19 protein-coding genes are annotated in these 24,810 nt (G+C 72.7%); 15 read left to right on the forward strand and 4 right to left on the reverse strand.

All coding sequences use genetic code 11. The features are described from left to right. The first annotated feature begins 13 nt into the window (after positions 1-13). From ACZ7KF_RS28620 to ACZ7KF_RS28635, 4 genes are all read left to right on the forward strand, one after another. A complete protein-coding gene (locus ACZ7KF_RS28620; RefSeq protein WP_471080973.1) occupies positions 14-547 on the forward strand; it encodes a GNAT family N-acetyltransferase in 534 nt (177 codons plus the stop codon). Positions 548-680: 133 nt separating this feature from the next. Then, positions 681-3,002 carry a GH92 family glycosyl hydrolase gene (locus ACZ7KF_RS28625; protein ID WP_471080975.1) on the forward strand — a complete coding sequence of 774 codons (2,322 nt, stop codon included), beginning with the start codon at positions 681-683 and terminating at the stop codon, positions 3,000-3,002. A 147-nt stretch (positions 3,003-3,149) separates the two neighbouring features. Further along, a complete protein-coding gene (locus tag ACZ7KF_RS28630) occupies positions 3,150-4,481 on the forward strand; it encodes a wax ester/triacylglycerol synthase family O-acyltransferase (protein ID WP_471080977.1) in 1,332 nt (443 codons plus the stop codon). Positions 4,482-4,616: 135 nt separating this feature from the next. Next, complete coding sequence (locus tag ACZ7KF_RS28635; protein WP_471080980.1) at positions 4,617-6,131, forward strand: SDR family NAD(P)-dependent oxidoreductase; 1,515 nt, start codon at positions 4,617-4,619, stop codon at positions 6,129-6,131. 76 nt (positions 6,132-6,207) lie between these two features. On the opposite strand, the gene ACZ7KF_RS28640 is transcribed toward ACZ7KF_RS28635, so the two are convergent. Beyond that, positions 6,208-6,612, reverse strand: a complete 405-nt coding sequence (locus tag ACZ7KF_RS28640; RefSeq protein WP_471080983.1) for a hypothetical protein — start codon at positions 6,610-6,612, stop codon at positions 6,208-6,210. Between the two features lie 492 nt (positions 6,613-7,104). Between ACZ7KF_RS28640 and ACZ7KF_RS28645 the strand changes: the two genes are divergently transcribed. Together ACZ7KF_RS28645 and ACZ7KF_RS28650 are read left to right on the forward strand one after the other, a co-directional pair. Beyond that, positions 7,105-7,278 carry a hypothetical protein gene (locus tag ACZ7KF_RS28645; RefSeq protein WP_471080986.1) on the forward strand — a complete coding sequence of 58 codons (174 nt, stop codon included), beginning with the start codon at positions 7,105-7,107 and terminating at the stop codon, positions 7,276-7,278. A gap of 56 nt (positions 7,279-7,334) precedes the next feature. Beyond that, positions 7,335-7,820 carry a GNAT family N-acetyltransferase gene (locus ACZ7KF_RS28650; protein WP_471080989.1) on the forward strand — a complete coding sequence of 162 codons (486 nt, stop codon included), beginning with the start codon at positions 7,335-7,337 and terminating at the stop codon, positions 7,818-7,820. A gap of 10 nt (positions 7,821-7,830) precedes the next feature. Here the strand turns inward: ACZ7KF_RS28650 and ACZ7KF_RS28655 are convergent, their stop codons facing one another. Together ACZ7KF_RS28655 and ACZ7KF_RS28660 are read right to left on the reverse strand one after the other, a co-directional pair. Further along, positions 7,831-9,183, reverse strand: coding sequence for an amidase (locus ACZ7KF_RS28655; protein WP_471080992.1), 1,353 nt, complete (start codon positions 9,181-9,183; stop codon positions 7,831-7,833). Between the two features lie 217 nt (positions 9,184-9,400). Next, positions 9,401-10,411, reverse strand: a complete 1,011-nt coding sequence (locus tag ACZ7KF_RS28660) for a LacI family DNA-binding transcriptional regulator (RefSeq protein WP_471081308.1) — start codon at positions 10,409-10,411, stop codon at positions 9,401-9,403. 257 nt (positions 10,412-10,668) lie between these two features. Between ACZ7KF_RS28660 and ACZ7KF_RS28665 the strand changes: the two genes are divergently transcribed. The 6 genes from ACZ7KF_RS28665 to ACZ7KF_RS28690 are packed head-to-tail and all read left to right on the forward strand — an operon-like array spanning position 10,669 to position 20,172. Beyond that, complete coding sequence (locus ACZ7KF_RS28665) at positions 10,669-11,955, forward strand: ABC transporter substrate-binding protein (RefSeq protein WP_471080995.1); 1,287 nt, start codon at positions 10,669-10,671, stop codon at positions 11,953-11,955. Positions 11,956-11,960: 5 nt separating this feature from the next. Next, entirely contained in the window at positions 11,961-12,848 is an 888-nt protein-coding gene (locus tag ACZ7KF_RS28670; RefSeq protein WP_471080998.1) for a carbohydrate ABC transporter permease, read from the forward strand. Next, entirely contained in the window at positions 12,845-13,750 is a 906-nt protein-coding gene (locus tag ACZ7KF_RS28675; protein ID WP_471081001.1) for a carbohydrate ABC transporter permease, read from the forward strand. Before ACZ7KF_RS28670 ends, ACZ7KF_RS28675 begins: the two co-directional genes overlap by 4 nt. 38 nt (positions 13,751-13,788) lie before the next feature. After that, positions 13,789-15,045 (forward strand): glycoside hydrolase 5 family protein, encoded by a 1,257-nt coding sequence (locus ACZ7KF_RS28680; RefSeq protein ID WP_471081003.1) that lies wholly within the window; start codon positions 13,789-13,791, stop codon positions 15,043-15,045. Continuing rightward, positions 15,042-17,114: an endo-beta-N-acetylglucosaminidase gene (locus tag ACZ7KF_RS28685; RefSeq protein WP_471081006.1), complete on the forward strand. Its 2,073-nt coding sequence runs from the start codon at positions 15,042-15,044 to the stop codon at positions 17,112-17,114. The genes ACZ7KF_RS28680 and ACZ7KF_RS28685 overlap by 4 nt, the downstream gene beginning before the upstream one ends. A 31-nt stretch (positions 17,115-17,145) precedes the next feature. After that, on the forward strand, positions 17,146-20,172 hold the full coding sequence (locus tag ACZ7KF_RS28690; RefSeq protein ID WP_471081009.1) for an alpha-mannosidase: 3,027 nt from the start codon (positions 17,146-17,148) through the stop codon (positions 20,170-20,172). Positions 20,173-20,255: 83 nt separating this feature from the next. Here the strand turns inward: ACZ7KF_RS28690 and ACZ7KF_RS28695 are convergent, their stop codons facing one another. Further along, positions 20,256-20,981: a FadR/GntR family transcriptional regulator gene (locus tag ACZ7KF_RS28695; protein WP_471081011.1), complete on the reverse strand. Its 726-nt coding sequence runs from the start codon at positions 20,979-20,981 to the stop codon at positions 20,256-20,258. Between the two features lie 179 nt (positions 20,982-21,160). Between ACZ7KF_RS28695 and ACZ7KF_RS28700 the strand changes: the two genes are divergently transcribed. Genes ACZ7KF_RS28700 through ACZ7KF_RS28710 form a run of 3 tightly spaced genes read left to right on the forward strand, consistent with a single transcriptional unit; the run spans position 21,161 to position 24,805 of the window. Further along, the gene (locus ACZ7KF_RS28700) at positions 21,161-22,225 is read left to right on the forward strand and encodes a sugar ABC transporter substrate-binding protein (protein WP_471081013.1); all 1,065 of its coding nucleotides are present in this window, start codon (positions 21,161-21,163) and stop codon (positions 22,223-22,225) included. After that, positions 22,222-23,775, forward strand: a complete 1,554-nt coding sequence (locus ACZ7KF_RS28705; RefSeq protein ID WP_471081016.1) for a sugar ABC transporter ATP-binding protein — start codon at positions 22,222-22,224, stop codon at positions 23,773-23,775. The genes ACZ7KF_RS28700 and ACZ7KF_RS28705 overlap by 4 nt, the downstream gene beginning before the upstream one ends. Then, complete coding sequence (locus ACZ7KF_RS28710; RefSeq protein WP_471081018.1) at positions 23,705-24,805, forward strand: ABC transporter permease; 1,101 nt, start codon at positions 23,705-23,707, stop codon at positions 24,803-24,805. Before ACZ7KF_RS28705 ends, ACZ7KF_RS28710 begins: the two co-directional genes overlap by 71 nt. Positions 24,806-24,810 lie beyond the last annotated feature (5 nt).

The raw sequence follows: 24,810 nt of genomic DNA on the forward strand, positions 1-24,810 counted from the left end.
TGGGGTCGACGTCATGTCCGCAGCCACCGCACTCGTGTTCCGTCCCGCGACCCGTGCCGACCTGCCCGCGGTCGTGGCCCTGCTCGCCGACGAGGAACGGGTGGTGGATCCGGCGGCGGCCCGGGTCACGGAGGCCCACGAGCGCGCCTTCGCCGCCATCGACCGGGACCCCCGCAACGAGATACTGGTCCTCGTCGAGGGCGAGGGCGAGGGCGAGGTCGAGGTCGAGCGTGAGGGCGAGCGCGCGCCCGAAGGGGAGGGCGGCACCGGCACCGGCACGGTGGTGGGCTGCCTCCAGGCGACCTACATCCCCGGACTCGGCAAGGGCGGCGCCGAACGCGTCCTGATCGAGGCGGTGCGGATCCGCGCGGACCGGCGGGGCGGCGGGCTCGGCCGGACGCTGATGGAGCACGCGATGACCAGGGCGCGGGCCCGCGGCTGCGCGCTCGTCCAGCTCACCAGCGACAAGAGCCGTGCGGACGCCCACCGCTCCTACGGCGGCCTCGGCTTCGTCCGCAGCCACGAGGGCTTCAAGCGGCCCCTCTGACCACCCGTCACCCTCCGGTCGGTTCCCCGCTCGGCGCGACGCGTTTCGCGCGACACCTCCAGGATGCCCGGGTTTGCGGCCTTCGGCCCTCAGGATGCAGGCAACGACGTCCAACCTGCGGAGGTCATCCGACATGAGAGGGACCCGGCGCACAGGCCTGTGCATGGCCGGGGTGATGGCGGCGTCCGCGCTGCTCGCCACCCCCGCCGCACGGGCCGCGGAGCGGGCCGACGGCCACCTCACCGATCTGGTCAATCCGTTCATCGGAACCCAGAACGAGGGCAACACCTTCCCCGGCGCGGCCGTGCCCTTCGGCATGGTGCAGCTCTCCCCGGACACGGGGCACAGCACCGGCTACGACTACACGCAGAACCGTATCCGCGGCTTCTCGCTGGTCCATCTCTCGGGCGTCGGCTGCCGCATCGGCGGCGACCTGCCCGTGCTGCCCACCACCGGCGACGTCACGCAGACGGACCACGCCCAGTACGCGGCGGCCTTCTCGCACGACGACGAGGAGGCGAGTCCCGGCTACTACCGGGTCGGCCTCGCCTCCGGCATCCGCGCCGAACTGACCGCGACCGCCCGCACCGGCGTGCAGCGCTACACCTTCCCGGCCACCGACCGGGCCAACGTCCTGCTGAACGCGGCCCAGTCGCTGCACAAGCCGGTCAGCAGCGCGGTGGAGATCCTGGACGACCGCACCGTGCGCACCGAGATCACCGGCCACGGCTTCTGCCGGGACACCGGCCCCTACACGGTCTACACCATCACCCGCTTCAGCCGGCCCTTCACCGCCTACGGCACCTGGGACGGCCGGACCGTCACCCCGGGCGCCCACAGCGGGCCCGGCGGCGCCTACGTCCGTTTCGACACCACCCGGGACCGTACGGTCGAGGCGACCACCGCCCTGTCGTACGTCGACTCGCGCGGCGCCGCGGCCAACCTGCGCGCCGAGGGCGGCCGGTCCTTCGACGCCGTTCGGCGCCGGGCGCGCGAGGCGTGGGAGCACCGGCTCGCCGGCGTCCGCGTGCGGGGCGGCACGCCCACGCTGCGCCGGACCTTCTACTCCTCGCTGTACCGGTCCTACCTCGCGCCCAACGTCGGCAGCGACGCCGACGGCCGCTACTTCGGCTGGGACCGCCGCACCCACCGTGCCCGGGGCTTCACGTACTACCAGAACTGGTCGCTGTGGGACACCTACCGCACCCAGGCCCAGCTGCTCGCGCTGCTCGCGCCGCGTGAAGCACGGGACATGGCCCGGTCGGTGGTCGCCGTGGCCGAGGACGGCGGCTGGCTGCCCAAGTGGGGTTACGGTCCGGTCGAGACCAACATCATGACCGGTGACCCGGTCACCCCGTTCCTGACCACCGCCTACCGGACGGGGCTCCTGAAGGGCTTCGAGGAGCGGGCCTACCGGGCGCTGCGGAGGAACGCCGACGGCGTGCCGCCCGCCGAGTACCCGGGTGTCGGCCGGGAGGCCAACGCCGAGTACCTGGCGGGCGGTTTCGCGCCCTACGTCAAAGGCCGCCCGTACGCCAAGGTGGGCGACTCCGACTACCACCACGGCGCCTCCGTCACTCTGGAGTACGCGCTCGCGGACGCGATGCTCGCCCAGATGGCGCGGGGTCTCGGGCACGCGGACGACGCGGCCCGTTACGCTGCCCGCTCGCGGAACTACCGGAACGTCTTCGACCCCGCCACCGGCTTCTTCCGCGCGCGCGACGCCTCCGGCGCCTTCACCGGCTCGGCCGACCCGGCCCGCGGCATCGGCTTCCACGAGGGCACGGCCTGGCAGTACCAGTGGCTCGTGCCGCAGGACGTACCGGGCATGGTCGCGCTGATCGGCGGCAAGCGCGCGGCCAACGACCGCCTGGACACCTTCTTCGCCTACGACCGGCTGCTCGCCGACCCGGCGCGGACCGCCCGCGAGGTGTGGGTGCACGGCGACCCGTACGCCTACTACAACGCCGCCGTCTACAACCCGATGAACGAGCCGGACCTCATCGCGCCCTACACCTATCTCTCCACCGGCCAGCCGTGGAAGACCACGGACGTGGTGCACGCGGCGCTGACCCTGTTCACCGACGGCCCCACCGGCATGACCGGCAACGACGACCTCGGCACCATGTCCGCCTGGCACGTCCTGTCGTCCATCGGGCTCTTCCCGGTCCAGCCCGGCCACGACACCTGGGGCCTGACCACGCCGGTCTTCGACCGCGTCGACCTGACCCTGGACCGCCGCTACTGGCCGGTCGGCCGGCTGACGGTGACCGCGCCCGGCACCTCGGGCGCCGACCGCTACGTCCAGGCCGTGCGCACCGACGGGGCCCCGCACGCCCGGACCTATCTGACCACCGGAACGCTGCGCTCCCTGCGCTCCCTGGCGTTCACGGTCGGCCCGCGCCCGTCGGAGTGGGGCACGTCACCCGATGCGGCCCCGCCTGCCTTGAGATGACCTCGGCCGTCTCTTGAGTCCCGTCCCTTTCGGCGGAGGCGGGACTTAACCTGACGTTAACTGTGCGTAGTGTGATCGTACTTGACCGTAATCGTCCGGCGGAGATTGACTGCTGTTCCGCCCGTCGCCGACGCGTGAGGCAAGCCCTTGACTTCCGACCTGCTCGCTCCTCTCGACCTGGCCTTCTGGAACATGGAGTCCGACCGGCACCCGATGCATCTCGGTGCGCTCGGTGTCTTCGCCGCGCACTCGCCCACCGCCGGGGCCCACGCCGCCGACCTGCTCGCCGCCCGCGCCGCCGCCGTGCCCGGTCTGCGGATGCGCATCCGCGACCTCTGGCAGCCGCTCGCCTTCGGCGGCGCGGCCCGCGAGACCGACCCGGACTTCGACCCCCTGGACCACGTCCGGCTGCACGCCCCCGCCGACGACTTCCACGCGGTCGCCGGCCGGCTGATGGAACGCCCGCTGGACCGCGCCCGGCCGCCCTGGGAGGCGCATGTGCTGCCCGGCGCCGACGGGGTGTCCTTCGCGGTGCTCTTCAAGTTCCACCACGCCCTCGCCGACGGGCTGCGCGCGCTCAAGCTCGCCGCCGGCGTCCTGGACCCCGTCGACCTGCCCGAGCGTGCGCCGCGCGCCGTCGAGCCGCCGCGCGGCCTGCTGTCCGACGTGCGCCGGCTGCCCGCGCTGGTTCCCGGGCTGGTCAGGGAGGCGCTGTCCGACGTGGGCCGGGCCCTGGACATCGGCACCTCGCTCGCCCGGTCCACGCTCGGCATGCGCCCCTGCGCCGCGCTGACCTCCGCGCCCAGCGGAACCCGCCGCACCGCCGGTGTCGTCCTCGACATCGACGACGTGCACCGGGTCCGCAAGAGCGCCGGCGGCACCGTGAACGACGTCCTCATCGCCGTGGTCGCCGGTGCCCTGCGCCGCTGGCTGGACGAGCGCGGCGACGGCAGCAAGGACGTGGCGCCCCGCGCCCTGATCCCCGTCTCCCGGCGCCGCCCGCGCACCGCCCAGCCGCAGGGCAACCGGCTCTCCGGCTATCTGATACGGCTCCCGGTGAACGAGCCCGACCCGCTCGGCCGCCTGCGGAGCGTGCGTACCGCCATGGTCCGCAACAAGGACGCGGGCTCCGACCGGGGCGCCGGCGCCGTGGCCCTGCTGGCCGACCACGTCCCGGCTCTCGGCCACCGGCTCGGCGGGCCGCTGGTCGGCCAGGCCGCCCGGCTCTGGTTCGACATCCTCGTCACCAGCGTGCCGCTGCCCGGCCTCGGACTGCGGCTCGGTGGCCACGAACTGGCCGAGGTGTATCCGCTGGCCCCGCTCGCGCCCGGCCAGGCGCTGGCGGTCGCGATCTCGACGTACCGCGGACGCGTGCACTACGGGCTCGTCGCCGATGCGCGGGCCGTGCCGGACCTGGACCGGTTCGCGCACGCGGTGACGACCGAGGTGGCGACGCTGCTGGCGGTGTGCGACCGCTGAGGCACTGACGGTGCCCCGCGCGGCGGGGCCCGGCAGAGCGGTTTGGTCCCCGGGCCCGGCCCTCCGTAACATTCCCTGCTCGAAAGCGGACGCGAGTCGGAGCGCCGCGCGGGTGATCAGGGAAGCGGCAGCGCGATGACGGTGACAGAGGACGGCTCGACGTCCATGGACGTGCCCATGGACGAGGTGGTCTACGGGCCCGGTATCGACCCCGAGCGGCTGGCCGTCTGCCTCAGCGTGCTGGAGGAACTGGACCGGCTGGAGGTCGACCACCCCGACGCGGTCAAGGTGCGCCAGGCCACCTCGCACATCTACCGGACGGTCAAGCAGCGCCGCCGCCAGGAGCGCCGGGCCGCCAAGACCGCCCACGACCGCGCCGTCACGGAGACCACCGCGACGGGCTCCGCCGAGCGCATCGACGACGAGACCGAGGGCATCCTGCCCTCCTCCAAGATCGAGACCGGCCGGATCGCGGGGATACTCCAGCGCCCGCGCTCCTGCTACGTCTGCAAGCAGCGCTACGTCGAGGTCGACTACTTCTACCACCAGCTGTGCCAGAAGTGCGCCGCCGAGAACCGCACCAAGCGGGACGCGCGCGCCGACCTCAGCGGCAAGCGCGCCCTGCTCACCGGCGGCCGGGCCAAGATCGGCATGTACATCGCGCTGCGCCTGCTGCGTGACGGCGCGCACACCACGATCACCACGCGGTTCCCCAAGGACGCCATCCGCCGCTTCAAGGCGATGGACGACTCGGCGGACTGGCTGCACCGCCTGGAGGTCGTCGGCATCGACCTGCGCGACCCGGCCCAGGCCGTCGGCCTCGCCGAGCAGGTCGCCGCGGCGGGCCCGCTGGACATCCTGATCAACAACGCCACGCAGACCGTGCGCCGGCTGCCCTCCGCCTACGCCGCCCTCGTCGAGGGCGAGAGCGCGCCGCTGCCCGCCGGGGAGCTGCCCGCCCACCACGTCATCGGTGCCTTCAATTCCGGCGCCGTCGGTGATCTCGGCGCCCCGGCCGCCCTCCCCGTCGGCGCCGGCGACCTCGACGCGCAGCAGGTCGCCGACCTCGCCCTGGTCGCGGGCAACGCCAGCGTCGCCCGGCACCTCGACGGGACCGCCATCGACGCGGGCGGTCTGCTGCCCGACGTCGTCGAGAGCAACACCTGGGTGCAGTCGATCGAGCAGATCTCCCCGGTGGAGCTGCTCGAGACGCAGCTGTGCAACTACACGGCGCCGTTCATCCTGATCAGCAAGCTGCGCCCGGCGATGGCCGACGCCGCCAGGAAGGCGGCGAGCGGACGGGCGTACGTCGTGAACGTCTCCGCCATGGAAGGTGTGTTCAGCCGCGGCTACAAGGGCGCGGGTCACCCCAACACCAACGCCGCCAAGGCCGCGATGAACATGGTGACGCGGACCAGCGCCGAGGAGATGTTCCAGACCGACGGCATTCTCATGACCTCGGTGGACACCGGCTGGATCACCGACGAGCGCCCCCACTACGACAAGCTGCGCCTCGCCGAGGCCGGCTTCCACGCCCCCCTCGACCTGGTCGACGGCGCCGCCCGCGTGTACGACCCGATCGTGCGCGGCGAGGTGGGCGAGGACCTGTACGGCGTCTTCCTGAAGGACTACGCGCCCGGCAAGTGGTGAGCCGCCGGGCGGGTGACGCGCACGGCGTGACGCGGACGGTGTGACGGATGGTGTGACGCGCGGCGGCGGCCGGTCCTCAGTCGACCGCGCCGAGCCGCGCGTGACGGGCCGCGACCAGCTCCAGCACCGTGCGCCAGTCCTCCAGCACGCCCGCGTCGAAGCCGGCCGTGCGGCCCTCCTCGGCGGCCTGGCGCAGCAGCACCGCATCGTCGTCGGCGGGGCCGAGGGTGCCGGTGCCCGCGCGGACCAGCCGGGCCACCCGCTCTCCGAGCAGGGAGCGCACGGCCTCGGCCGCCCTCCGTGCGCGGGCCGCCTCGTCGCCGGGGCTCAGCACCGGCCCGATGCCCCGCACCAGGGCCGCCACCTGGAGCTCCTTGTCGGCGGGTCGGCTGCGGCGCAGCAGCGCCGCGGTCCGCAGCGCGTGCTGCTGCCGGCCGGCGTACAGCAGATCCATCAGCTCCTCGACGCTGCGCAGCTCCATGCGTCAGTCCTTCCGCGAGACAGCCGTTGCCGCGTCAGCAGACCATGGCGAGCTTGCCGCGTGGCCAACGACACCTGAACTGCGCCGGATGCGGGGGGCAGTTGCCGCACCGGTTCGAAGGGGTGTTCGCCGGGCTAGGCCGAGTGGGTGATTCCCGACGTCGTACGAGTGAGCATCTTGTTTCAAAAAGCCCCATATTAGGGGGTATTGGGGAGCCGCGAGCAGTGCATTGGTTACACCTTGTTTGCATTCCCTATCGAGCGGATGCCCGCTCATTTGGTTAGTCTGGAGTGGACGGACAGCAGCACGGGGTCCCACCCACACCCATCGTCCGTCCTGGGGCGAGCCGGTTCACAACGGCCTGCTCTGACAGAGGTACCGGCGCCACCGCGTCCGAACTGGCCTTCCATCCAGACCCGAGCGGGCGTCGAGCACCGGAGCGCAGACTGTCCGGTACGCCCCGAGGGTGACCCGACACATAAGGAGTGCGCGGTGACACCGGAGAAGACGAATCGCGAACAGCGCCCCGAGGAACACCGGGAGCGCGTGGGCCGCCGGCCCGGAGAACTCGGCAGCCTCGACGTGTGGGCCCGGTCCGCCCCGATCCGCCTCGCGGGGTACGAGGACGACCTCGCCGAGCCCCACATCCTGCCGAGCGTGGACTGACCCCGGAACCGACCCGTCGCGATCGCCGCACGCATGGGCGTGGCAGACTCGCGCCCATGCTGATCAGAGAAGCCGCGGCCGAGGACTGGCCGCGGATCTGGCCCTTCTGGCACCGCATCGTCGCCGCCGCCGAGACCTACGCGTGGGACCCCGACACGACCGAGGAGGCGGCCCGCGCCCTGTGGACGGGCCCGGCCAAGCGGACCTACGTCGCCGAGGACGAGACCGGCACCGTGGTCGGCTCGGCCTACCTCACCCCCAACTACGGCGGACCCGCCGCCGGCGTGGCCAACGCCGGCTTCATGGTCGACCCGGACCACTCCGGCCGCGGCATCGGCCGCGCGCTGGCCGAACACCTCCTGGCCGAGGCCCGGGTCCAGGGCTACCGGGCGATGGTCTTCAACGCCGTGGTCGAGACGAACCCCGCCGTCGGTCTCTGGAAGTCCCTCGGCTTCACCGTCCTGGGCACGGTCCCGGAGGCGTACGACCACCCGCGCCACGGCCGGGTGGGGCTGCACATCATGTACCGGGCGCTGGACTGAGGCGCCCAGCTCACCAGCGGTCCGCCACCGGCGCGGTACGCCGCCACGGGTTCGCCCGCTCCAGTTCCGCCGCCAGCTCCAGCAGCACGGACTCCGTCCCGGGCCGGCCCACGAGCTGTACGGCGCAGGGGGCGCCCGAGGGCAGGGCGCCGGCCGGGACGGACATCGCGGGCCAGCCCGTCAGATTCCACGGCGGGGTGAACGGCGAGTAGGCGGTGTTGGCGAGGACGTTGCGCAGCCAGCCGCGCTCGTGCCACGGGCCGGCCTGCGGGGAGCGGCGGGCCAGGGCCGGGGTGAGCAGCACGTCGTGCTCGGTGAAGAACGGCGTCAGTCGCGCGCGCAGCCGCTCGCGCGCGTCACCGGTGCGGACCGCGCGGACGAAGCGGCGCCCCACGGCCGCGTGCACCCGGGTCCGGCGGGCCAGCCGCGCCCGGTCCAGGCCCTCGGCGTCCACCGCGGTCCCGGCCGTCCAGTGCCGGAGCGCGGTCACACCGAGGGAGAGCGGATACGGCGGCTCGGCCCGCCGCACCCGGTGCCCGGACCGGGCCAGCGCCCCGGCCGCCTGCCGGACCGCGATCGTATACGGCCGGCTGACGCTCACCCCGGCGAGCGGGCTGCGCAGGGCGACGGCGACCCGCCGGCGGGCCGGCTCGTCGGTCCGCCCGAACCCGGCGTCCGCGAGGACGGCCAGCATCAGCCGCAGATCCTCGACCGTCGTGGCCAGCGGGCCGTTCTCCGACATGCCGAACCAGTCGCCGTTGCCGATCCCGGCCGGCACCACCGCGTGCCCCGGTTTCAGCGTCACCAGCCCGCAGTTCGCGGCCGGGATGCGCAGCGAGCCCATCCCGTCGTTGCCGAGGGCCAGCGGTACCAGTCCCGCGGCCACGGCCGCCGCGCTGCCCCCCGAGGAGCCGCCCGCCGTCCGCGAGAGGTCCCACGGGTTGCGGGCGATGCCGTACGGCCCCTCCGTGGTGCCGAAGACACACAGCTCGGGCACGTTGGTCAGGCCGACCACCACCGCACCGGCCGCCCGCAGCCTGGCCACCGTCACATGGTCCTCGGCGGCCGGGACGTCCGGCGTGGCGGCGGAACCGCTGCGGTACGACTCGCCGCGCACCGCCAGGTTGTCCTTGACCGCCACCGGCACGCCCGCCAGCGGCAGTTCCGGCAGGTCGGTACGGGAGGCCACCTCGTCGGCCTCGGTGAGCGCCGCCTCCGCCCGGACCTTCCGGAACGCCCCGATCCGGCCGTCGAGCCGCTCGATCCGCGCGAGGTGCGCGGCCACCACCTCCCGGGGCGTGACCCGCTTCGCACGGACGGCGGCGGCGATCTCGGCGGCACTCCGGCCGGCCCAGTTGCTCACGGACACTCCTCGGCTGGTTCGACGGCTGTGCGCCCGCCGGCACACCGGCGCTCGCCGGCGCGAGCCGAGGCGCGTAGGGAGAACTGTGCACCGCCGGGCCGGGCGCGTCGAGAGGCCTTCCCCCCACGCACCGGCCGTACGAGCGGCCGGCCCGGCACCGATCCGGACCGCACCGCGTCCACCCGCCCTGGCGTGACCTCGCCGGGTGAGCGCGCTCTCAACCGGACCGGACGGGGCCCGTGCTGTCGCGGTCGATCAGCCGGGGCACCGGCACCTGTACCGTCCGGGCCGCGCCGCCGTCCAGCAGCGCCAGCAGCTCGCGCGCCGCCGTGGAGCCGAACTCCACGCTGTCCCGCGACAGCGCGGACAGCCAAGGCTTGACCATGCGGCACAGGGCCGAGTCCTCCCAGGCCACCACCGACAGGTCGGCCGGCACCGAGAAACCCAGCTCGGACGCCGCCGCCACCCCGGCGACGGCCATCACGTCACTGTCGTAGACGAGGGCGGTCGGGGGCGTGCGGCCGCGCAGGACCTCGCGGGTGACGGCGGCGGCCTCCGTGTCGGAGTAGTCGGTCGTCACGGACTCCACCTCGGCCAGCCCCCGCCGCTCCGCCTCCGCGCGCAGCGTGGCGATCCGGCGCCGGGTGTGGGCCAGGTCCGGCAGGCCGGCGATGTGCACGATCCGGCGGTGGCCCAGGGCGGTCAGCTCGTCCACCACCGACGCCATCGCGCCCGCGTCGTCCGCCCAGACGGTGGAGAGCCCGGGGTGGCGCTCGTCCGGCGCGCCGCCGATCACCACGGCGGGCAACCCGAGTTCGTCCAGCAGGCCGGGGCGCGGGTCGTCGGCGCGCGGGTCGACGACCAGGACGCCGTCCACCCGGTGCTCGGCCCACCAGCGCCGGTACACCGCGCACTCGTCGGCCACGTCCTCCACCACCTGGAAGAGCAGGCCCAGATGACGCTCGGCCAGCACCTCCTGGATGCCGGAGACGAGCTGGAGGAAGAACGAGTCGACGCCCAGCGTGTGCGCCGGCCGCGCGAGGACGAAGCCGACCGTCGCCGCGCCCTCGCCGGACAGGGCGCGGGCGGCCGTGCTGGGCCGCCAGCCCAGCTGCTCGGCGACCCGGCGGACCCGGGCCCGGGTGGCCTCGGAGACACCGGGGCGGTCGTTCAGCGCGAAGGACACGGCGCTCTCGGAGACCCCGGCGCGGCGGGCGATGTCCTTCATCGTGGGCCGGCGGGCGGGGGACCGTCTGGTCGGCACGCTTTCTCCCCCTTCCGGAGGGTGCTTGCTAATGCGCTTGAGTGTCAAGACCCTAAAGCGCATTAGTGATCGCTGGCAAGCTCCCGGTCGAACCTCGCTGAGCTGCACTAATGAAGGACGTATTTCTTTAGCTGCGACGAATGCATTGACTTTCCCGGAACGCACTGGGCAAGGTCTTCGGCGCCACCGAAAGCCCGTGCACAGCAAGGGAGCCGTGTCCCGTGCCCATGTCCCGCAGAGCCCTCGCCGCCGCTGCCGTCGCCCTCGTCCTGCCGCTGAGCGCCTGCGGCTCCGGCGGTGACGACGGCGGCTCCACCGACGCCTCCGGCAAGGTGGAGGGCGACATCACCTTCCAGACCTGGAACCTGCGCGCCAACTTCAAGTCGTACTTCGAGGGGCTGATAGCCGACTTCGAGCACAAGTACCCCGGCACGCACGTGAAGTGGGTCGACCAGCCCGCCGAGGGCTACGCCGACAAGCTCAGCGCCGACGCCGGCGGCGGCACCCTGCCCGACGTCGTCAACGTCTCCCCGGACCTGGTCGCCCCGCTCGCCAAGGCCGGCCTCGTCCTCGACCTCGACAAGGCCGCCGCCACGTACCGCCCCGAATACCTGGACGGGGCCTGGGCCAGCCACCGGGTGCCGGGCATGAACGGCACGTACGCCTTCCCCTGGTACCTGAACACCGGCCCGCTCTTCTACAACAAGGCCCTGTTCACCCGGGCCGGTCTCGACCCCGACCAGCCGCCGAAGACGTACGACGAACTCTTCTCCGACGCCCTGCGGATGGCGGAGAAGAGCGACGGAAAGGTCGCCACCCTCGCCAACGTGCCCACCATCGAGGACTTCGGCCGCTACGGCGTCCCGCTCATGAACAAGCAGGGCACCGGCTTCGCCTTCAACGACGCCAAGGGAGTCGAACTCCTCACGAAGTACAAGCAGCTGTACGACGCCAAGGCGCTCGATCCGCAGGCGCTGACCGCCACCGGGGAGTCCGCGGGCAAGAAGTTCCTCACCGGAGCCGTCGCCATGAACCCCGGCAGCGCCCTGGACCTCGGCAACTTCAAGAAGAACGCGCCCAGCCTCTACCGGAACATCGGCATCACCGACCAGATCACCAGCACCGGACACGTCAACATGTACGTGATGGGCGTGATGGTCAACTCCCGCACCAGGCACACCCCCGCCGCCGTCGCCTTCGCCCACTTCGTCACCGACGCGCGCAACCAGATGTCCTTCGCCAAGAAGGTCGCCATCTTCCCGAGCACCGCCGGCTCCCTGGACGACCCGTACTTCACCAAGGAGGACGGCACCGACGAGACCCGGGTGCGGATCGCCGCCGCGAAGTCGCTGAAGAACGCCGTCAACTACACGCCCGTGCTCTTCAGCGAGCAGATGAAGACCGCGCTGCGCAACGAGGTCGCCAAGGCGCTCCAGGGCAAGGAGAGCCCCCGGGAAGCCCTCGACAACGCTGTCAAGGCCGCCGACCGGCTGCTCCAGCAGGGCTGACCGCCATGGCCGCGCCCCTCCGTATCAAGCGCCAGCTCCCCTTCAGCCCCTGGTTGTTCGCCGCACCCGGACTGCTCGTCACCGGCGCCTTCGTGCTCTACCCCTTCCTCTCCACCCTGGTGAACTCCTTCACCGACCGCCGCACCCTGGTCCCCGGCCACTTCGTCGGCCTCGCCAACTTCCGCGAGCTCCTCCACGACGACATGTTCTGGACCGGCCTGCGCAACAGCGCCCTGTACGTCCTGGGCGTCGTCCCGGCCCTGGTCGTCCTGCCGCTGCTGCTCGCCCTGCTGGTGCAGAAGAACATCCCCGGGATCACCTTCTTCCGCTCCGCCTTCTACACCCCGGTCGTCGCCTCGATCGTCGTGGTGGGACTGATCTGGGTGTGGCTGCTGGACGAGCGGGGCCTGGTCAACTCGCTGCTGGAGACCGTGGGGATCGGCCGGGTCGGGTTCCTCAGCGACCAGTGGCTGCTCCTGCTCAGCGCCATGGCGGTCACGGTGTGGAAGGGCCTCGGCTACTACATGATCATCTATCTGGCCGCGCTGGCCAACGTGCCGCGCGAACTGCACGAGGCCGCGGCCGTGGACGGCGCCGGACCGGTGCGCCGCTTCCTCTCGGTCACCGTGCCCGCCGTACGGTCCACGATGGTGCTGGTCGCCGCGCTCTCCTCGGTCGCCGCCTTCAAGGTGTTCTCCGAGGTCTACCTGATGGCGGGCCCCAGCGGCGGCCCGGCCGGCGAGGACACCACCCTCGTCATGCTCGTCCAGCGCACCGGCACCGGCCTGACCGGCCGCGTCGGCTACGCCTCCGCGCTCTCGGTCGTCGTCTTCGTCGTCACCGTCGCCCTGATGCTGCTCGTGCTGCGCGCCGACCGCAGGGAGGAGCAGTGAGCGTCCTGGAGAAGACACGGCCCGAACGGCCGGCCGCCGAGGCCGAGGAGCCCCGCGTCACCGACCGGCAGGGGCGCCGCGTCCGGGCCGGTGAACTGGTCTGGCGCTACCTGCTGCTGCTCGCCGTCCTCGCCCTCACCGTCGGGCCCTTCCTGTGGCAGCTGTCCACCTCCCTCAAGGGCCCCACCGAGGACATCTACAGCTCACCGCCCCGGTTCCTGCCCGGCCACCCCACCCTGCACAACTACGCCCGCGTCGCCGACACCATCCCGGTCTGGGACTACGCCCTGAACTCCCTGAAGGTCGCCGCCGCCAACGTCGCGACCAACTGCGTGGGTGCGGCCCTCGCCGGGTACGCCCTGGCCCGGCTGCGCTACCGCGGCCGGCGCGCGACCACCCTCGCCTTCGTACTGGCGATGCTCGTGCCGGTCGAGGGCATCGTGATCGCCCAGTTCACCACCATGCGCGAACTCGGCCTGAACAACACGCTGATCGGGGTGGTCCTGCCCGGCGCGATCGGTGCGATGAACGTGCTGCTGATGCGCAACGCCTTCCGCAACCTGCCCTACGAGATCGAGGAGGCGGCCTACGTCGACGGCGCCAACGTCTGGCAGCGGTTCCTGCGGGTCGCCCTGCCGTCGGTGAAGGGCACTCTCGCCGTCGTCGCGATCTTCGCCTTCATGGGGGCCTGGGACGACTTCCTGTGGCCGCTGATCGTGCTCAGCGACCCCTCCAAGTTCACCCTGACCATCGGCCTCAACTATCTGCACGGCACCTTCGCCAACGACGAGCGCCTCGTCGCCGCCGGCACCGTGATCGCCGTGGCGCCGCTCATCGCCCTCTTCGCCTGCCTGCAGCGCTACTTCTTCCGCGGCGTCGGCGAGGGCGGGGTCAAGGGCTGAACGACGTCAACCGCTTCCCGAGGACAGCAAGGACATCCATGCCTCCTGCCGTGCGCTTCGGCGTCAACTACACGCCCAGCGAAGGATGGTTCCACCACTGGCTCGACTTCGACCTCGACTCCGTGCGCGCCGACCTCGACGCGATCGCCGCACTCGGCCTCGACCACATCCGGGTGTTCCCGCTGTGGCCGTACTTCCAGCCCAACCGCACCCTGATCCGGCCACGCGCCGTCGAGCAGCTCGTCGCCCTGGCCGACGCCGCCGCCGAACGCGGCCTGGACGTCAACGTGGACGGTCTCCAGGGCCACTTGAGCAGCTTCGACTTCCTGCCCGCCTGGACCCGCACCTGGCACCGCCGCAACCTCTTCACCGACCCGGACGTGACCGCCGGCCAGGCCGCCTATCTGCGCACCCTCGCCGCCGCTCTCGCCGACCGGCCCCACTTCATCGGCATGACCGTCGGCAACGAGGTCAACCAGTTCGCCGCCGGCCCCCACCCCGACCCCGACCGGATCACCGCCGAGGAGGCCGAGCGGTGGCTCGGGCGGATGCTGGCCGCCTGCGCCGAGGGCGCCCCGGACCGGCTCCACCTGCACGCCTCCTACGACGCCGCCTGGTACCAGGACGACCAGCCCTTCACCCCCGGCCACTCCGCCCGGCTCGGCGAGGTGACCGCCGTGCACTCCTGGGTGTTCAACGGCACCGCCCAGCGGCACGGCCGCACCTCCGTGCCCACCGAGCACCACGCCGCCTACCTGGTCGAGCTGAGCAAGGCCTGGGCGGACGAGCCGCACCGGCCCGTGTGGCTCCAGGAGGTCGGCGCCCCCGCACCCCTGGTGCCCGCCGAGCACGCCGCCGCCTTCGCCGAGGCGACGATCACGAACGTCCTGGACTGCCCGGACCTGTGGGGCATCACCTGGTGGTGCTCCCACGACGTCTCGCGCGCGCTCGGCGACTTCCCCGAACTGGAGTACTCCCTCGGCCTGCTGACCAACGAGCGCCGGCCCAAGGAGATCGCCCGCGTGCTGGCCGAGGCGGCCCGCCGCCCCCCGCACACCCCGGCGGCCCGCGGCACGGCCCTCGCCGTACCCGCCGACCCGGCCCACCGCTCCCGCTGCGCCCCCGGCGGCGACGTCTTCGACGCGTTCTTCCGCCTCGTCGCCGACGGCGCCCGCCCGGCCACCGTGCTCGACACGCGCGCCGACGACAAGGACCACCTCGCCGCGCGCGGCATCACCGACGTCGTCACTCCCGACCAGGTACTCCCCACCCCCCACGGAGGCACCCGCTCGTGAACCCCACCCGACGCACCGTCCTGATCGCCGCAGGTTCGGCCGCCCTGGCCCCCGCCGTGGCCCCGGCGCCTTCCGCGGCGGCGGCCCCCCGAGCCGCCGCCGCGACCCCGCCGTACGCCTCGTACTGGTACCCGGACTCGCTGCCCGCCGGCAGTCCCGGCCCCGGCATCACCTGGCGCAGCCTGAAGAGCTGGCGCGCGGCCGACGACCCCGACCTCGCCTGCAACGCCGCGTCCGTGCCGCTCGCCCCCCGCTTCACCCCCACCCCGGCGAATCCCACCGCCCGCTCCGGACAGGCCCGCGTCCAGGCCCTGGTCTCCTTCGGGCCGACGTCGGGCAACCCCGCCCAGGGCTCGCCCACCGCCGACTACTACGCCCTGACCCACTGGGCCTACCTCGACGAGCTGGTGTTCTGGGGCGGCTCGGCCGGCGAGGGCCTGATCCTCGCGCCCAACGCCCCCGTCGTGGACGCCGCCCACCGCCACGGCGTCCCCGTCCTCGGGAACGTCTTCCTGCCCCCGGTGGCCTACGGCGGACAGCTCCAGTGGACCCGCGACCTGGTGCAGAAGGACGCCGCCGGCCGCTACCCGCTCGCCGCGCAACTCGTCGCGGTGGCGGCGGCCCACGGCTTCGACGGCTGGTTCGTGAACGCCGAGACGAGCGGCGGGAACACCGCGCTCGGCACGGCGATGCTCGGCTTCGTCAAGGAGCTGAAGACGCTCGCGGCGGCCAAGGGGCAGCGCGTGACCTGGTACGACGCGATGACCGTGAACGGCACGGTCAGCTGGCAGGGCGCCCTGACCAGCCAGAACCAGGCGTTCTTCCAGGCCGCCGACGACATGTTCGTGGACTTCCGGTGGAGCGCGGCCACCCTCGCCTCCTCCGGCACCAAGGCGGACCGGCTGGGGCGCAGCCGGTACCAGCTGTGGGCCGGCGTCGACGTCGAGTCGAACGGTTCCGGTACGTACGTGAACTGGGACGCGATCGTGCCGGCCGGCAAGGCGCACGTCACCTCGATCGGCTTCTACCGGCCCGAGTGGACCCGCAACCACCTGCCCGCCGACCAGCGAACACCCAAGGACTTCCACGCGGCCGACGACCGGTTCTGGACCGGGCGGTCGCCGGACCCGTCACGTCCCGACCCCGGTGACCCCTGGCGGGCACCGGCGGTCTCCGTGGCGGACCGGTCCACGGTCACCGCGGTGCCGTTCGCCAGCGTGTTCAACACCGGCCACGGACTGCGGTGGTACGAAGAGGGAGCCGTCACCTCGGAGGCGCCCTGGAACCACCTCGGACTGCAGGACCGGCTGCCGTCGCGGCGATGGGTGGTCCGGACGGCGGGGGAGCGGCCCGAGGTGTCCTTCGACTTCGCCGATGCCTGGCGGGGCGGGAGCAGTGTGCTGGTGGCCGGTGAACCGGATCAACCGGCGGTGCTGGACCTGTACGCGACCCGGCTGCCGATCGGTGTGAACACGGTTGTCGACCTGACGTACCGGAGCGAGTCTGGGGAGGTGAACGTCGAGCTGGCGGTGGCGACGGCCGAACCGAGCGCGCCGGGGGCGACACCGCCGTACACGTACCTGGCTGTGCACTCGGTCCCCACGCAAGCGGCCGTGAATACGGGCGCCGCCGGCACTCGTGTGAAGTCGGTCAACGGCTGGCAGACCGTGACGGTCCCGCTCACCGGGCTGTCCGGCACCGTCCACGCCCTGGGTGTCCGGCTCACCGCCTCCGGCGGCCCGGTGCGCTGGCGGCTGGGCGGCCTCGCCGTCCGCCCCGACGGCCCCCCGCCCTCGCCCGCCGCCCCCTCCGGCGCCCGGGTCACCGCGGCCGACGGCGGCGACCTCCGCCTCGCCTGGGACGCCGCCCCCGGCACCGTCCGCCACTACACCCTCCACCGGCTCCTCCCCGACGGCACCCGCCGCTTCCTCGGCGCCACCGGCCAGCGCGCCTACTTCGTCTCCGGGCTGCGGCCCGAACAGGGCGAGACGGCCGCACGGTTCGAAGTGCGCGCCGTGGGGGAGCTGTACAACGCCTCGACCGCCGTGACCGTCACCCACCCCTGGTAACCCATCCGGAACCCCGCAGGGAGCACCCCGCATGCATGACGACCGCACTCTGGTGGAAGCCCGCCTCAGGCGCGTCCTCGACGAACGTATCCGCCCTGCCGTCCACCCCCGGTCCGTGCCGCTCCGGGTCGCGGTGTGGCACGCGCCCGGCGAACCCGTACCGGTCGCGGAGGGACTCGCCGCCGAGCCCGAGCCGATCGAGGTGGGCGCCCGGTGGGGTGCTCCGTGGGGCACCAGCTGGTTCCGGGTGACCGGGACCGTGCCCGAGGCATGGGCCGGGAAGACCGTCGAGGCCCTGCTGGACCTCGGCTTCGACGAGAACATGCCCGGATTCCAGTGCGAGGGCCTGGTCTACCGGCCCGACGGCACCCCGGTGAAGGGCCTCAACCCGCGCAACCAGTGGGTGCGGATCGGCGCGCCCGCCGCGGGCGGCGAGGAGGTGCGCCTGCACATCGAGGCCGCCTCCAACCCGGTCATCCTGGACTACCACCCCTTCGTCCCCACCCCGCTCGGCGACAAGGCGACCGCCGGCGACGCGCCGCAGTACACGCTCACCCGCATGGACCTCGCCGTCTTCGACGAGTCGGTGTGGCAGCTGGTCATGGACCTGGAGGTGCTCGGCGAGCTGATGGCCGAGCTGCCCGTGGACTCCGCCCGCCGGCACGACGTCCTGCGCGCGGTCGAGCGGGCGCTGGACGCCGTCGACCTGCAGGACGTGAACGGCACGGCGGACCGGGCCCGGGAGCGGCTCACCGGTGTGCTGTCCGTCCCCGCCGCGCCGTCCGCGCATCGGATCAGCGCGGTCGGGCACGCGCACATCGACTCGGCGTGGCTGTGGCCGCTGCGCGAGACGGTCCGCAAGGTGGCCCGTACGACGTCCAACATGACCGCCCTCATCGAGGACGAGCCGGACTTCGTGTTCGCCATGTCCCAGGCCCAGCAGTGGGCTTGGGTGAAGGAGCACCGGCCCGAGGTGTGGGCGCGGGTGAAGAAGGCCGTGGCCGAGGGGCGGTTCGTGCCGGCCGGCGGGATGTGGGTGGAGTCGGACACCAACATGCCGGGCTCGGAGGCGATGGCCCGGCAGTTCGTGCACGGCAAGCGCTTCTTCCTCGACGAGTTCGGCATCGAGAACGAGGAGGCGTGGCTGCCGGACACGTTCGGCTTCGCCGCGGGCCTGCCGCAGATCATCAAGGCGGCCGGCTCCAAGTGGCTGCTGACACAGAAGATCTCCTGGTCCCAGACGAACACGTTCCCGCACCACACCTTCCACTGGGAGGGCATCGACGGCACCCGGATCTTCACGCACTTCCCGCCCGTCGACACCTACAACTGCTCGATGAAGGGCAGCGAGATCGCCCACGCCGCCCGCAACTTCAAGGACAAGGGCAGGGCCCGGCACTCCCTCGCGCCCTCCGGCTGGGGCGACGGAGGCGGCGGTACGACCCGCGAGATGGTCGCCAAGGCCGCCCGGCTCCGGGACCTCGAAGGCTCCCCGACCGTCGTCTGGGAAACACCCCGCGCGTTCTTCGAGAAGGCCGAGGCCGAATACCCCGAACCGCCGGTCTGGGTCGGCGAGCTGTACCTCGAACTGCACCGGGCCACCCTCACCAGCCAGGCGAAGACCAAACAGGGCAACCGACGCAGCGAACACCTGCTGCGCGAGGCCGAGCTGTGGGCGGCCACCGCGGCCGTGCGCACCGGATTCCCCTACCCCTACGAGGAGTTGGACCGTATCTGGAAGACGGTCCTGCTGCACCAGTTCCACGACATCCTGCCCGGCTCGTCCATCGCCTGGGTGCACCGGGAGGCACGGGCGACGTACGAGCGCCTGGCCGCCGAGCTGACCGGGATCATCGAGTCCGCCCAGCGCGCACTGGCCGGCGAGGGCACGACCCCCCTCGTCTTCAACGCCGCCCCGCACGCCCGCCACGGCGTCCCGGCCGGCGGCGCCGCCACCCCGGCGGCGGCCGACGGCAGCACGCTCGCACCCCGCGAGGACGGCGGATTCACGCTGGACAACGGCCTGCTGCGGATCACCGTCGACGCCCGGGGCCTGGTCGTCTCCGCCTACGATCCCGCCGCCGACCGCGAGACCATCGCCCCCGGCACGGCCGCGAACCTCCTCCAGCTGCACCCGGACTTCCCGAACATGTGGGACGCCTGGGACGTCGACTCCTTCTACCGCAACACCGTCACGGACCTCACCGAAGCAGAGTCGGTCACGGCCGGCGGGGACGGCGCCTCGGTGCGGATCGTCCGTTCCTTCGGCGCCTCCCGGGTCACCCAGGTGCTGTCACTGCCGCCCGGGGAGCGGCGCCTGCTCATCGACACCGAGGTCGACTGGCACGAGACGGAGAAGTTCCTCAAGCTGGCCTTCCCGCTCGACCTGCACGCCGAACGGTACGCGTCCGAGACCCAGTTCGGGCACGCCTTCCGCCCCACCCACACCAACACCTCCTGGGAGGCGGCCAAGTTCGAGGCGTGCAACCACCGCTTCGTCCAGCTGGAGGAGCCGGGCTGGGGCGTGGCCGTCGTCAACGACTCGACGTACGGCCACGACGTCACCCGCACCGTGCGCACGGACGGCGACCGCGGTACGACCACGACGGTCCGGGTCTCCCTGCTGCGCGCCCCGCGCTTCCCCGACCCGGAGACCGACCAGGGCGTGCACCGATTCCGGCACGCCCTGGTCCCCGGCGCCTCGGTCGCCGACGCGGTGCGCGAGGGCTGGCGGATCAACCTTCCGGAACGGTCCACCACCGGTGCCGCCGAGGTCGCCCCGCTGGTCGCCGTGGACGACGACGCGGTGGTGGTGACGGCGGTGAAGCTCGCCGACGACGGCAGCGGGGACGTGGTGGTCCGCTTCCACGAGGCCCACGGCGGCCGGGCCCGGGCGATGCTGACGGCCGGCTTCGGGATCGCGGACGTCACGGTGACGGACCTGCTGGAGCGGCCGGCCGAGGACGGGGACGGGGAACCACCGGTACGGGACGGTGACCGGATCACCGTACGACTGCGGCCGTTCCAACTGATGACGCTGCGCCTGCGCCGGGGCTGACCGGCGGCCACGCCGCCCGCGCGCCTCCCCGGGGGGCGTGCGGGCGGCGGCCGTCCGGATCACCCGGGCCGGCCGCGGGCCCCTCAGGGCGGTCCTGGCCGCGGATCCGGGCCGCCCAGCTGCGCCCGCAGCCACTCCTCCACCTCGCCCACGTGGGCCGCCGCCGCAGCGCGGGCCGCCTCCGGGTCGCGGGCGGCGAGGGCGCGGTGGATGGCGGCGTGTTCGCGGCGGGTGCGGGCGAAGGCGCCCTCCTCCTGGTAGCCGCGCCAGACGCGGGCGCGGAAGGTGCGCGAGGACAGGCCGTCCAGGATGGCGGCCATGGTCTCGTTGCCGGCGGCGGACGCGATCTCGCGGTGGAAGGCGAGGTCGTGGGCGAGGATCTCCTCGGGGTCGTCGGTGGCGTTCATCGCGGCCAGGTGCTTCTCCACGGCCGCGAGCCGGTCGTCGGTGATGCGCGCGGCGGCCAGCGCGGTCGCCGTCGACTCCAGGATCCGGCGCACCTCCAGCAACTCCACCAGACTTGGCCCCCGGGACAGGTCGGCGACCACGCCGAAGGTCTCCAGCAGGTCGCCGGCCTCCAGCGCGGTGACGTAGATCCCGGAACCGTGCCGCGCCTCCAGGACGCCGAGGACCGTCAGCGCACGGATCGCCTCCCGCATGGAGCTGCGCGAGATGCCCAGCCGGACGGCGAGTTCCCGCTCGGTGGGCAGCCGCTGGCCCGGCTCCAGCCGGCCTTCGGCGATCATCGCCTTGATCTGGTCGATGGCGCGCTGGGTCACCGTGCCCTTCTGTGGGGCTGCCTCGTCCACGCCACTCCTCCAGTCACCGGGTGCGTCGCAGTCTAGTCAGCCGAGTGGTCGGACCACTATGGGGCACTGGCCGGGATTGTTGCGGCAAGAGGGTGTCGTCACGGCTTATTGGTCTGATAAGTATGCGGCGTCTGCTCGAAGACGCTCACCCTCGAACCCCCTCGACGAGGAGCCGCGAGATGCCCGCCAGCACAGCGAGGAAACGCAGCAGGTCCCGGATCACCGGCGCGGCGGCACTGGCCGTCGGCGCCTCGCTCCTGCTCGCCGCCTGCGGCAGCACCAAGGACACCGCGAGCGCGGGCAGGGGCGGCACCGGCAAGGTCGGAGTGATCCTGCCGCTGCTGACGTCGCCGTTCTGGCAGTCGTACAACGACTACGTGCCGAGGACGGCCCGGACCGAGGGCGTCGAGGTGCTGAAGACGGTCAACTCCAACAGCGATCCCTCCCAGCAGATCACCGACATCAACAACGAGCTGAACCAGGGCGTCAAGGGCCTGGTGGTCGCCCCGCTCGACAGCGCCGCCATCGAGGCGGGCCTGGACCAGGCCGAACGCAAGGGCGTGCCGGTCGTCGCCGTGGACGTGGCACCCGACCAGGGCAAGGTCGCCATGGTCGTACGGGCGGACAACGTCGCGTACGGCGAGAAGGCCTGCGACTACCTCGGACGGCACATCACCAGCGGCAAGGTCGTGCAGATCATGGGCGACCTCGCCTCGGTCAACGGCCGCGACCGGTCCGAGGCGTTCCGGTCCTGTGTGCGCAAGAACCACCCCGGGCTCAAGATCCTGGAGATCCCCGCCAAGTGGGAGTCGGACACCGCGGCCGCCGAACTCGACACGCTGCTGAACGCCAACCCCGACGTCAAGGGCATCTACCTCCAGGCCGGCGGCGTCTACCTCGCACCGACCCTGCAGACCCTGAAATCCAAGAACATGCTCAGGACGGCGGGCCGGAAGGGCCACATCGTCATCGTCTCCAACGACGGCATCCCGCAGGAGTTCGACGCGATCCGCAAGGGCCGGATCGACGCCACGGTCTCCCAGCCCGCCGACGCCTACGCCAAGTACGGCCTGTACTACATCAAGGCCGCCATGGAGGGGAAGACGTTCGAGCCCGGCCCCACCGACCACGACTCCACGATCGTCCGGCTGCCCAGCGGGATCCTGGAGGACCAGCTCCCCGCGCCCCTCGTCACCAAGGACAACGTCGACGACCCGAAGCTGTGGGGCAACACGGTCCGATGAACACGCCACTCGTGGAAGCACAGGGGATCGTCAAGCGGTACGGCCCCACCGTCGCGCTCGCCGACGGCCGGCTCACCGTGCTGCCCGGCGAGTCCCACGCCCTCGTCGGCCGCAACGGCGCCGGCAAGTCCACCCTGGTCGGCATCCTCACCGGCCTGCAGGCCCCGGACGCGGGCACCGTCCGCTTCGACGGCGAGCCCGCGCCCCCGCTCGCCGACCGGGACGCCTGGCGCCGCAGGGTCGCCTGCGTCTACCAGAAGCCGACGGTCGTACCCGAGCTGACGGTCGCCGAGAACCTCTTCATCAACCGGCAGCCGCGCACCCGCCGTCTCATCAGCTGGCGCAGACTCAGGACCGAGGCCGAGGAACTCCTCGCCGCCTGGGACGTACCCGTCGACCCCGACACCCGCACCGCCGATCTCGCCGTCGAGGACCGGCAGATGGTGGAGATCGCCAGGGCGCTGAGCCTCGGCGCCCGGTTCATCGTCCTGGACGAGCCGACCGCCCAGCTCGACAACCGGGAGATCGAGCGCCTGTTCGGCCGCATGCGGGCACTCCAGGACTCGGGGGTGACCTTCCTGTTCATCTCGCACCACCTGCAGGAGGTCTACGAGGTCTGCCAGACCGTCACCGTGCTGCGCGACGCCCGCTGGATCACCACGGCTCCCGTCGCCGAACTGCCCCGGGCGGCCCTGGTGGAGGCCATGGCCGGCGAGTCGGTCGTCGAGCAGGCGTACCCACGCGGCTCGGTGCCCGCCACGTCCCCGGTCGTGCTCGACGTCCGCGGCCTCACCTCCGCCGCGTACCAGGACGTCGGCCTCACCGTCCGCCGCGGTGAGGTCGTCGGACTCGCCGGTTCCAGCGGCAGCGGCAAGACCGAACTGGCCGAGACCCTCGCCGGACTGCGCACCCCGACCGCCGGATCGGCGCGGCTCGACGGCGGACCGCTGCCGTTCGGGGACGTGCGGGCGGCGCTGGACGCCGGCGTCGGCTGCGTCCCCCGGGACCGGCACGAGCAGGGCCTGGTCCCCGGCATGACCGTCGGCGACAACGCCACCCTGAGCGTCCTGGACCGGCTCGGCCGTTTCGGCTTCGTCGCCGGCGCCCGCCGGCGCGGCTTCGCCTCCGCGCTGATCGACCGCCTCGACATCCACACCGAGGGCCCCGGACAGCCCGTCTCCGACCTGTCCGGCGGCAACGCGCAGAAGGTCGTCATGGCCCGCGCCCTCGCCTCCGACCCCCGCCTGCTCGTCCTGATCAACCCCACCGCGGGCGTCGACGTGAAGTCCCAGCAGTCCCTGCTGGCCCGCGTGGACAGCGCCCGCGAGGACGGCACCGCCGTGCTCGTCGTCTCCGACGAACTGGACGATCTGCGCCGCTGCGACCGCGTCCTCGTCCTCTTCCACGGCCGGATCGCCGCCGAGCACCCCGCGGGCTGGCGCGACCACGAGCTGATCGCCTCCATCGAAGGAGTGGACCATGGCCACAGCATCTCCGAGGGGGACGGCCCCCGGGCACCCGGCCGGCCCGGAGGGGACCCGGGTCACTGACGCGAAGGCCGCGGCGACCCCGACCGCCCTCTCCGCCCGGGACGCACGAGGCCCCCGCGGATCCCGGGCCGTCCTGCTCCGCCGGGCCCGCGAACTCGCCCTCCTGCCCGCCCTGTTGCTGCTCATGGTGCTGGGCGCGGTGGTCAACGACTCCTTCCTGACCCAGCGGAACCTCATCTCGATCCTGGGCGCCTCCGCCGCACTCGCCATGGTGGTGCTCGCCGAGTCGCTGGTGCTGATCACCGGCAAGTTCGACCTGTCCCTGGAGTCGGTCGTCGGCATCGCCCCCGCCGTGGGAGCGCTCCTCGTCCTGCCCTCGGCGCAGTCCGGCTGGGGCACCGGGCTCCCGGCGCCGGTCGCCCTGCTCGCCGTCCTCGTCACCGGTGCGGCGGTCGGCGCCTTCAACGGCGTCCTGGTCGTGAAGTTCAAGCTCAACGCGTTCATCGTGACGCTGGCCATGCTGATCGTGCTGCGCGGGCTGCTGGTCGGCGCCACCGAGGGCAAGACCCTGTTCGGCATGCCGGACAGCTTCTCCTCCCTGGCCACCACCACCTTCCTGACCGTCCCGCTGTCGGTGTGGCTCGCCGCCGTCGCCTTCGCCGTCGCCGGGGGCGTGCTCAAGTACCACCGCGTCGGCCGCGCCCTGTACGCCATCGGCGGCAACACGGACGCCGCCCGCGCCGCCGGCATCCGGGTGGAGCGCGTGCTGCTCGGGGTGTTCGTGGTGGCCGGAGTGCTCGCGTCCCTGGGCGGACTCCTCCAGACCGGCTACGTCGGCGCCATCAGCGCCAACCAGGGCCAGAACATGATCTTCACCGTGTTCGCGGCGGCGGTGATCGGCGGCATCAGCCTGGACGGCGGCAGGGGCACCATGTTCGGCGCCCTGACCGGCGTCGTCCTCCTGGGCGTCGTACAGAACCTGCTCACCCTCGCCCAGGTGCCGTCGTTCTGGATCCAGGCCATCTACGGCGGCATCATCCTCGTCGCCCTCATGATCGCCCGGGTCACGACGGGCCGTGCCCAGGACTGACGCGA

The sequence above is a fragment of the Streptomyces sp. NPDC038200 genome (genome assembly GCF_055600785.1).

Coding starts and splice junctions, on each gene's coding strand:
- ACZ7KF_RS28620 (WP_471080973.1), top strand. CDS start 14: ATGTCCGCAGCCACCGCACTCGTGTTCCGTCCCGCGACCCGTGCCGAC.
- ACZ7KF_RS28625 (WP_471080975.1), top strand. CDS start 681: ATGAGAGGGACCCGGCGCACAGGCCTGTGCATGGCCGGGGTGATGGCG.
- ACZ7KF_RS28635 (WP_471080980.1), top strand. CDS start 4,617: ATGACGGTGACAGAGGACGGCTCGACGTCCATGGACGTGCCCATGGAC.
- ACZ7KF_RS28640 (WP_471080983.1), bottom strand. CDS start 6,612: ATGGAGCTGCGCAGCGTCGAGGAGCTGATGGATCTGCTGTACGCCGGC.
- ACZ7KF_RS28650 (WP_471080989.1), top strand. CDS start 7,335: ATGCTGATCAGAGAAGCCGCGGCCGAGGACTGGCCGCGGATCTGGCCC.
- ACZ7KF_RS28660 (WP_471081308.1), bottom strand. CDS start 10,411: ATGAAGGACATCGCCCGCCGCGCCGGGGTCTCCGAGAGCGCCGTGTCC.
- ACZ7KF_RS28670 (WP_471080998.1), top strand. CDS start 11,961: ATGGCCGCGCCCCTCCGTATCAAGCGCCAGCTCCCCTTCAGCCCCTGG.
- ACZ7KF_RS28680 (WP_471081003.1), top strand. CDS start 13,789: ATGCCTCCTGCCGTGCGCTTCGGCGTCAACTACACGCCCAGCGAAGGA.
- ACZ7KF_RS28690 (WP_471081009.1), top strand. CDS start 17,146: ATGCATGACGACCGCACTCTGGTGGAAGCCCGCCTCAGGCGCGTCCTC.
- ACZ7KF_RS28700 (WP_471081013.1), top strand. CDS start 21,161: ATGCCCGCCAGCACAGCGAGGAAACGCAGCAGGTCCCGGATCACCGGC.
- ACZ7KF_RS28705 (WP_471081016.1), top strand. CDS start 22,222: ATGAACACGCCACTCGTGGAAGCACAGGGGATCGTCAAGCGGTACGGC.
- ACZ7KF_RS28710 (WP_471081018.1), top strand. CDS start 23,705: ATGGCCACAGCATCTCCGAGGGGGACGGCCCCCGGGCACCCGGCCGGC.